This is a genomic window from Bradyrhizobium sp. P3_C3, assembly GCF_056402655.1.
Genome location: NZ_JBFUGY010000142.1, coordinates 1 through 1,058 on the forward strand (window position 1 = coordinate 1; position 1,058 = coordinate 1,058).

At 66.7% G+C, this 1,058-nt stretch carries 1 protein-coding gene; it reads right to left on the minus strand.

Annotated features, from left to right (window positions below; all coding sequences use genetic code 11):
- Positions 1 to 1,058: SDR family NAD(P)-dependent oxidoreductase (locus AC1DW2_RS43820; protein WP_477009215.1), on the minus strand; the 1,058-nt coding region annotated here is incomplete at both ends.

Here is a 1,058-nt window from a genome sequence, read left to right on the forward strand (position 1 = left end):
GTCTTGATCGTGGCCCGATCGTCCCGCGCGATCGCCTGCTCCAGCGCCGCGATCCATTTGCGCAGCGTCTGCATCGGCGGCTCGTTCGGCTGCGCGGCCATGATGCCGGCGACACCGATCTCGCGGGTCGGCTCCTCGGAGGCGAACAGGATCTCGTGCAGGCGCTCGCCCGGCCGCATCCCGGTGAACACGATCTCGATGTCGTAGCCGGGCTGGAGGCCCGAGAGGCGGATCATGCGCTCGGCGAGATCGACGATCTTCACCGGCTGGCCCATGTTGAGCACGTAGACCGAGACGTCGGGACGCTGCGTTCCGAGCGCATGCGTTGCCGCCGTGATGACGAGGTCGCAGGCCTCGCGGATGGTCATGAAGTAGCGGACCATGTCGGGATGCGTCACCGTCACGGGGCCGCCGGCCTCAATCTGGGCCTTGAACTTCGGCACCACAGAGCCGTTCGATGCCAGCACGTTGCCGAACCGGACCGAGATCAACCGCATCGGCGGCCTGGCGCTGCCGCTAGCTGCCGCAAGATCGTGGTCGAGCGCCTGGCAGTACATCTCGGCGAAGCGCTTGGTGAGGCCGAGCATCGACACCGGCTCGATCGCCTTGTCGGTCGAGATCATCACCATGGCTTCGGCGCCGGCGCCGTGCGCCGCATCGGCAACGTTGATCGAGCCGAAGATGTTGGTCTTGACGCCCTCGCTCCAGTCGCGCTCCAGGATCGGCACGTGCTTGAGCGCGGCGGCATGGAACACGATGTCCGGCTTGAACTCCGCCATCAGGCGGATGATGCGCTCGCGGTCGCGAATGTCGGCGATCCGCCCCTCGATCGCGGCCGCCGTCCCGTGCGCAGCGAGCGCTTCCGTGACCGCGTAGAGCGCCGGCTCGGAATTTTCCACGATCAGCAAACGCGCGGCGCCGAAGGCAACGATACGCTCGCAGATCTCGGACCCGATCGATCCGCCGCCGCCGGTGACGATGACAGCCTTGTCCTTGATCAGCGCTTCGAGCCGCGCATAGTCGATCTTTTCGCTCGGCCGCAGCAGGAGGTCCTCGAC